Consider the following 5,803-nt stretch of genomic DNA (forward strand, 5'->3'; position numbering starts at 1 on the left):
ATACGTACGTGATCGAACCAGGCGAAGGATCGATCGCCGTTGGCCGGCCAAAAGCATCGAAACCTGACGCCGCCTTCGTCTGACTCGCGGCCGCCGTCCTCATGGGTCAATCGGTTAACGTGGCGAGGCGTTCGTCGCGTGCAATGCGGAGCAAGGTGGCCCGGAGTTTCGCTGCTGCTGATTCGCCGAACACATCGTTGAACCGGTCCTGCGCCAATTTCCACGCTCGCCGACCCTGCGCGAACTTGGCGCGTCCAGTTGTGGTGAGCACGACCCGGCGCCTGCGCCGGTCGTTGTCGCCTGCTACCAACGCGACGAGACCGTCGCGTTCTAGTGGTCGCAGGTTGTGCCCAAGGGCTGACCGGTCCAGCACGAGCGTCTCAGCCAATTCACCCATAGTGGGCGGAGCATCGGCCTGCCGATGCAGTTCCTCAAGGATCGCGTACTGCGTCGAGCGCAGTCCGGCCGACGCCAAAGCGTCGTCGTACAGCTGCGTCATCCGTCGGGTGGCCTTACGCATGGCCGTTGCGCTGCACGGGCTTTCGCCGGCTGCTTCAGCGCGACTGGGCACGATAGTCCTCACCTTCCTCGGGTTCAAACGGGATCTTTCCAATCTTAGGGCATATGCCCCCTTTACAACAAGGGGCATATGCCCTAACTTGGGAATTATGAAACGACTGAAGACAGTCACTCAACGAAGGAGTCACCCATGCCGATGATCGACCTCACCTTGCCCGCCGGCGCCCTACAACCCCCGGCCCTGACCACCCTCGTTGAGGACCTCACGACCATCGTGTTGCGGTGGGAGGGGGTTGCCGACAACCCGGCGACCCGCGCGATGGCATGGGCCTTTGTGCACGAATTGCCCAGCGGGGCCGTCAACGTCGGCGGCAGGCCCGCCGAACTGCCCATCTACCGGGTCTTTCTCACCGTGCCGCAGGGCTTGCCGGGCATTACCGGCCCACTCAACGAGCACCGCCGCAACGCATTGGTGCGTGAGGTGACCGAGACGGTGCTCGCCGCCGAGGGCGTGGCCGACATCGAGGCGCACACCCAGCGCGTCTGGTGCATGCTCAGAGAGCAGTCCGAGGGCTTCTGGGGCGCAACCGGACGCATCCTGCGCATGACCGACTGGGACGAGCTCGCCCAGGCCGGCGAGACCGCCGCGGGCCGCGGCCACCTGACATTCGCCGAATAGCATCGGCAGTCAACGAGATAGCTCACGAACAGAAGGAAGCAAATCATGACTACGATACGAGATGACCGGATCGCCTTGTTCGCCAAGCTCCAGGATCCCGCTACCCAGCCGCAGTTCTGGGACCGGGTCGCTGACGACGTCGACTGGACCGTCGAGGGAACTCACCCCCTGGCCGGGCGCTACCACGATAAGGCCTAGTTCATTGACGCGACGTTCGCTCGCTTGGCCGGGCAGGCCGTCCCAGACGGCGTGAAGCTGGAGGTCACCCACCTCTACGTCGACGGTGACACCACGATCGCCGAGCTTCACTCCACCTCAAAGACCAAGGAGGGAGCGGACTTCGCCAATGACTATTGCTGGGTGTGCCGCTTTGAGAGGGACAACATCGTCGAGGAGCGGGCCCACGTGGACTCGATGATGGTGGCCTACACCATCCTTCGCAACGAAGGTCAACGCGGCTGAACATCGGCCGACCCGGATAGCAGCGCACCATCGACTGGACCGTTGACGACGATCGCGAACTGCGCTCACGTCGCTCGCCGGATCTCGTAGCTAGGAGACTTTCTTATGGTCGGGGCAAAACCGTACGGACAACTGCAACATCGCGACGTCGACGGGACACGGATGGCCTACGTCGACCAGGGCGAGGGCGACGCGATTGTCTTCGCGCACGGCAACCCCACGTCGTCCTACTTGTGGCGGAATGTGATGCCGCACCTGGAAGGGTTAGGCCGGCTGGTAGCCGCCGATATGGTCGGGATGGGCGGATCAGGCAAGCTGCGCCCGTCGGGCCCGGATCGCTACAACTACGGCGAGCAGCGCGACCACCTATTCGCGCTCTGGGACGCACTGGATCTCGGCGACAAGGTGACACTCGTGTTGCACGATTGGGGTTCCGTGCTCGGCTTCGACTGGGCCAACCATCATCGCGACCGGGTGCAGGGCGTCGCGTTCATGGAAGCCATCGTCACCCCGATGACGTGGTCCGAGTTTCCTAGCGACGTTCGTGAGGTGTTTCAGGGTTTTCGCTCCCCGGTAGGCGAGCGAATGGTGCTAGAGCAGAACATCTTCGTCGAGGGCGTCTTGCCGGCTCAGATTCAGCGCCGACTCACGGACGAAGAGATGGGCTACTACCGGCGGCCGTTCGCCAACCCCGGTGAAGATCGCAGGCCGACGCTGTCATGGCCACGCAACATCCCGATCGACGGCGAGCCGTCCGAGGTCGTCTCGGTCGTCGAGGCTTACAGCAGGTGGTTGGCCGAAAGCGATGTGCCCAAGCTGTTCATCAAGGCCCAACCGGGCGCCGTCGTCAACGGCCGCACCCTCCAGCTCATCCGGACCTGGCCCAACCTGACCGAGACCACCGTCAGCGGAATCCATTTCGTCCAGGAGGACAGTCCCGACGAGATCGGCACTGCCGTGGCGAAGTTCGTCTGCAACTCGCAGCTGCCCACGGGACCAGTCGCCGAAAACACAAGGTAGGCATAGACGACTAAGGCCGGGATCGTAGCGACTTAGATCGCGAACCCGAGCTCGTCGAGTCATAACTCGCGATCGTCAACTGGTCCAGGCACACAGGCCCGCCTAACGATGCTGATAAGTGGTTGAGTGTCAGTGCCTTTCGGAGTCATTTGGGTGTTGATCGGCGGTGAGCTCATCCTGACGTCTGCGCGCTCGTGACGCACGCAGGTAGGTGGCGTTGCCGCATGCACGCGAGTCGTGCCACAGCGCACTGTTGTTACGGGAGCGGTCATAGAACGAGACGCGGCACCGGTCGTTGCGGCACAGTTTCAGTCGGCGCCAGTTGTCCAAGCGTTGGGCGGTAAAGGTCTCGATCAGCACGATCGCGCTGACCCGACGGCTTCCCGCGCCGCGCGGCTCCAGCAGCGCCGCACCGTCGGCTCCGACGCGCACCAAAACGGATGCCGACGGTAGCAGTGCAACGTCGCGAGGCCGATCGGCCGGACGCAGCAAGCTCTCCAGATCGGCCCGCAGGCAACGAAGCTTGTCCAGGTCGGCTTCGGTGAGCAGCACACGGCCTTGGGACACGCCCGTTTCTTGCGACCAACTCTCTAGAGCCCCGTCGAGCCAGCGCTGTGCGCTGTCAAGGTCAGCGAGCAGGTCAGCCGCGGGTTCAGGCTTGGCGGACGGGGCGGGATGGGTGGGATGGGTGTTGAGGAAATCTTGGACGAAACCCAGCCCCGCCGGTGCAGCCGCCAGCCCGTGTCTGTTAGTAGCTGCCCAACCCATGCCGCCATCATAACCCAATCGCATAACAACACGACATGACTGTATCGATATCGCATACGTCGATGTCGGCCGTTGTCGGTACCCACCAGCTCCACGCAGCCCGTCTGAGTTGACGGTGCTAGCCGCCGATGAAACACCTAAACAAAAGGGGCGGAGGAGCACTGAGCGCGACCGATGGATTCGGTAGGACGACGTAACGCACACACCGACCGAATGGAACCTAGCAATCCCGAGCCCAACCCGTTGACAGGAGTATAGCAGTAACGCTACTGTCGGATTTGGAATGCAACGCTCTTCGGACGAAAGGTTCAACATGATCACGCTGGCCGGCGGAACCGGACTTGTCGGTAAGACACTGACGCAAGCGCTTGTACGTGACGGCGAGCAGGTTCGGGTCCTGACCCGCAACCCCGAGGCCGCTGCGACAGCATTCGGTGACGCCAGGCTCGAGATCGTAGGCGTCGACTTCGATGACGCTGCCACGTTGCGGTCGGCGTTCACCGGCTCCGACAGGGCCTTTATGAGCTATGGGACCAGCGACCGACAGGTCCGTGACGAGATCGCGCTGATCGACGCGGCGATCGGCGCGGATGTGCCCTATCTGGTGAACCTGTCGGTCGCCGGCTCGGGAGGCACACACGTCGACTCCGCGAATGTTCTGCAGTGGCACACCGAGATCGACGCCTACCTCGCGACCACGGGTGTCGCTGCGACGGTGGTGCGCCCCACGACTTTCACCGACTTCATGGTCAAGCTCGCCGCCAAGTTTGCGCAGTCCGACGCCTGGGGTGGTCTTGGGGGTACGGGCCGGGTGGCCCTGATCGACACCCGCGATGTGGCGAGGGTCTTCGAGGTCATCCTCACCGACGGCCCCCAGCGCCATGCCGGCAAGGTGTATGACATCTCCGGACCCACCGCCGTGACGATGAACGAACTCGCCGATTACATCTCCGCGGCGTCGGGAACCCGCGTCGAGTATCACGTCCGAACCGAATCCCAGCAGCGCGCCGTGCTGCAATCTGCCGGGGTGCCCGAACTGCTCGTCGATATCCTTATCGGGATCGACGCCCTCACCCGCAACAACGTGTACGCGGTCCCCTCCCCCACCGTCTATGACCTCACCGGCCACGCCCCGCGCTCGGTCAAGGACTGGGTAAACGAACATGTCTCACTGTTCGCCGCGCCCGCGGCGTAGCACCGCCGGCTGACATGCCGATCAGCCGCCCACATTTCGGACTCAAAGTCCTTGCCTGATATGAGAAGAACACATGATCGTGCTTGCCAAGGGTTTCATAACTCGTCCGGATGCGCTGGAACCACACCTCGACCACGAGATGCGGGTCCTGCGCGATCTCCAGACCGAGGGCGTAGTCAAATCCGCATACCGGCGCTCCGCCGGGCCAGGGTTCTACTTCATCCTCGAAGGACCCAGCATCGACTCCGTCCGAGAACGGATCGACGCCACCCTACCGTTCGTCATCGAGAACCTCGCGACGCTCGAATACGACGCGATCTACGAAATCTGAACCCGGACAAAGCCGCAGCTTCGCCCGCAAGATCATCAGCCCGAGCGAACCGCATCGATAGGCGATGTCGAACGAACGATAACAGGCCCTGCGGGCAAAGACACTGGGAGACAACGTGACCACGCCGCTGCCCGTCTCATCCACACAGCAACCGAAGCCGGCGCCCGAGATCCCTACCGGCTCGGCAACCAGCTCGCAGTGCTCTTCGAGGGCGCCTTAGCCCTCGCGACCTCACACAACGACACCTCCCCTGCTACACGCGCGATCAGCCGCAGAAACGCTCATCGATGCCGCCACCATCGACTCAGGGAAATGACGAGACCGAACACCCCCCGATAGCAGGCGGACAGGGCTCGAATTTGCCTGCCTCGCAATGACTCTCGAACCGGTCCGACCAGCGATTATCGTCTCGAGCCATCCCCGACCAACTCCGTCAATCCGCACCCAGGCCTGGAGCCGGTGCACGGATTCGCCGGCAACGCCGTCGACAACGGTGGGAGCTCAAAAGTCTGATGAATTCTCACGTTAATGTCATTTTGGCTATCGGCATGTCATCTCGACTGAGAAGATGACACCGATTTGAGAAACTACACCTTAGCTTCCTTATTCATCAGAGTGTGTGTGCGCCTGTAGCTTCTCAACATCTGCGTCCGCTCACACCTCATTGTACTGCGGCAATACACCCGTCTCATGCGATGTCCGCAGCGATCCGTCTCATCCAGATGTCCAATTTCAGGCCGCGGCCTAGCGATGGCGATCAGGTCTGTACCTGGTATGCCTGCGGAGAGTAGGTCGTCGATAACGAGCCGCCCGAGCTGACCGGCCGCCC

Annotated in this window: 8 protein-coding genes and 1 pseudogene; 7 read left to right on the forward strand and 2 right to left on the reverse strand. The window is 62.6% G+C overall.

Going from position 1 to position 5,803, the window contains the following annotated elements; genetic code table 11:
• Window positions 1–106: 106 nt before the first annotated feature.
• Complete coding sequence (locus tag QOC76_RS31215; RefSeq protein ID WP_526363904.1) at window positions 107–571, reverse strand: MarR family winged helix-turn-helix transcriptional regulator; 465 nt, start codon at window positions 569–571, stop codon at window positions 107–109.
• A 138-nt stretch (window positions 572–709) separates the two neighbouring features.
• Between QOC76_RS31215 and QOC76_RS31220 the strand changes: the two genes are divergently transcribed.
• The 4 genes from QOC76_RS31220 (at window position 710) to QOC76_RS31235 (ending at window position 2,680) form a co-directional block, all read left to right on the forward strand.
• On the forward strand, window positions 710–1,198 hold the full coding sequence (locus tag QOC76_RS31220) for a tautomerase family protein (protein ID WP_526363906.1): 489 nt from the start codon (window positions 710–712) through the stop codon (window positions 1,196–1,198).
• A 45-nt stretch (window positions 1,199–1,243) separates the two neighbouring features.
• Entirely contained in the window at window positions 1,244–1,396 is a 153-nt protein-coding gene (locus QOC76_RS31225; RefSeq protein WP_526363908.1) for a hypothetical protein, read from the forward strand.
• A 24-nt stretch (window positions 1,397–1,420) separates the two neighbouring features.
• Complete coding sequence (locus QOC76_RS31230) at window positions 1,421–1,660, forward strand: nuclear transport factor 2 family protein (protein ID WP_526363910.1); 240 nt, start codon at window positions 1,421–1,423, stop codon at window positions 1,658–1,660.
• Between the two features lie 105 nt (window positions 1,661–1,765).
• Complete coding sequence (locus QOC76_RS31235; RefSeq protein WP_526363912.1) at window positions 1,766–2,680, forward strand: haloalkane dehalogenase; 915 nt, start codon at window positions 1,766–1,768, stop codon at window positions 2,678–2,680.
• A gap of 129 nt (window positions 2,681–2,809) precedes the next feature.
• Here QOC76_RS31235 and QOC76_RS31240 read toward each other — a convergent pair whose 3' ends face one another.
• Window positions 2,810–3,448, reverse strand: coding sequence for a CGNR zinc finger domain-containing protein (locus tag QOC76_RS31240; protein ID WP_526363914.1), 639 nt, complete (start codon window positions 3,446–3,448; stop codon window positions 2,810–2,812).
• A gap of 283 nt (window positions 3,449–3,731) precedes the next feature.
• Here QOC76_RS31240 and QOC76_RS31245 point away from each other — a divergent pair, with 283 nt between their 5' ends.
• From QOC76_RS31245 to QOC76_RS31255, 3 genes and pseudogenes are all read left to right on the forward strand, one after another.
• The gene (locus QOC76_RS31245; RefSeq protein WP_526363916.1) at window positions 3,732–4,643 is read left to right on the forward strand and encodes an NmrA family NAD(P)-binding protein; all 912 of its coding nucleotides are present in this window, start codon (window positions 3,732–3,734) and stop codon (window positions 4,641–4,643) included.
• Window positions 4,644–4,716: 73 nt separating this feature from the next.
• Window positions 4,717–4,974 carry a hypothetical protein gene (locus QOC76_RS31250; RefSeq protein ID WP_526363918.1) on the forward strand — a complete coding sequence of 86 codons (258 nt, stop codon included), beginning with the start codon at window positions 4,717–4,719 and terminating at the stop codon, window positions 4,972–4,974.
• Window positions 4,975–5,109: 135 nt separating this feature from the next.
• Window positions 5,110–5,290, forward strand: a pseudogene (locus QOC76_RS31255) (TetR/AcrR family transcriptional regulator); the annotation flags it as partial.
• Window positions 5,291–5,803: the final 513 nt, after the last annotated feature.

Origin of the sequence: Mycobacterium sp. (assembly GCF_032159565.1) — a bacterium.
Lineage (GTDB): Bacteria > Actinomycetota > Actinomycetes > Mycobacteriales > Mycobacteriaceae > Mycobacterium.

What these genes read in the sequence shown, in the direction of transcription:
- QOC76_RS31240 (WP_526363914.1), bottom strand. Translation starts at nt 3,448, where the DNA reads ATGGGTTGGGCAGCTACTAACAGACACGGGCTGGCGGCTGCACCGGCG.
- QOC76_RS31235 (WP_526363912.1), top strand. Translation starts at nt 1,766, where the DNA reads ATGGTCGGGGCAAAACCGTACGGACAACTGCAACATCGCGACGTCGAC.
- QOC76_RS31250 (WP_526363918.1), top strand. Translation starts at nt 4,717, where the DNA reads ATGATCGTGCTTGCCAAGGGTTTCATAACTCGTCCGGATGCGCTGGAA.
- QOC76_RS31225 (WP_526363908.1), top strand. Translation starts at nt 1,244, where the DNA reads ATGACTACGATACGAGATGACCGGATCGCCTTGTTCGCCAAGCTCCAG.
- QOC76_RS31220 (WP_526363906.1), top strand. Translation starts at nt 710, where the DNA reads ATGCCGATGATCGACCTCACCTTGCCCGCCGGCGCCCTACAACCCCCG.
- QOC76_RS31245 (WP_526363916.1), top strand. Translation starts at nt 3,732, where the DNA reads ATGCAACGCTCTTCGGACGAAAGGTTCAACATGATCACGCTGGCCGGC.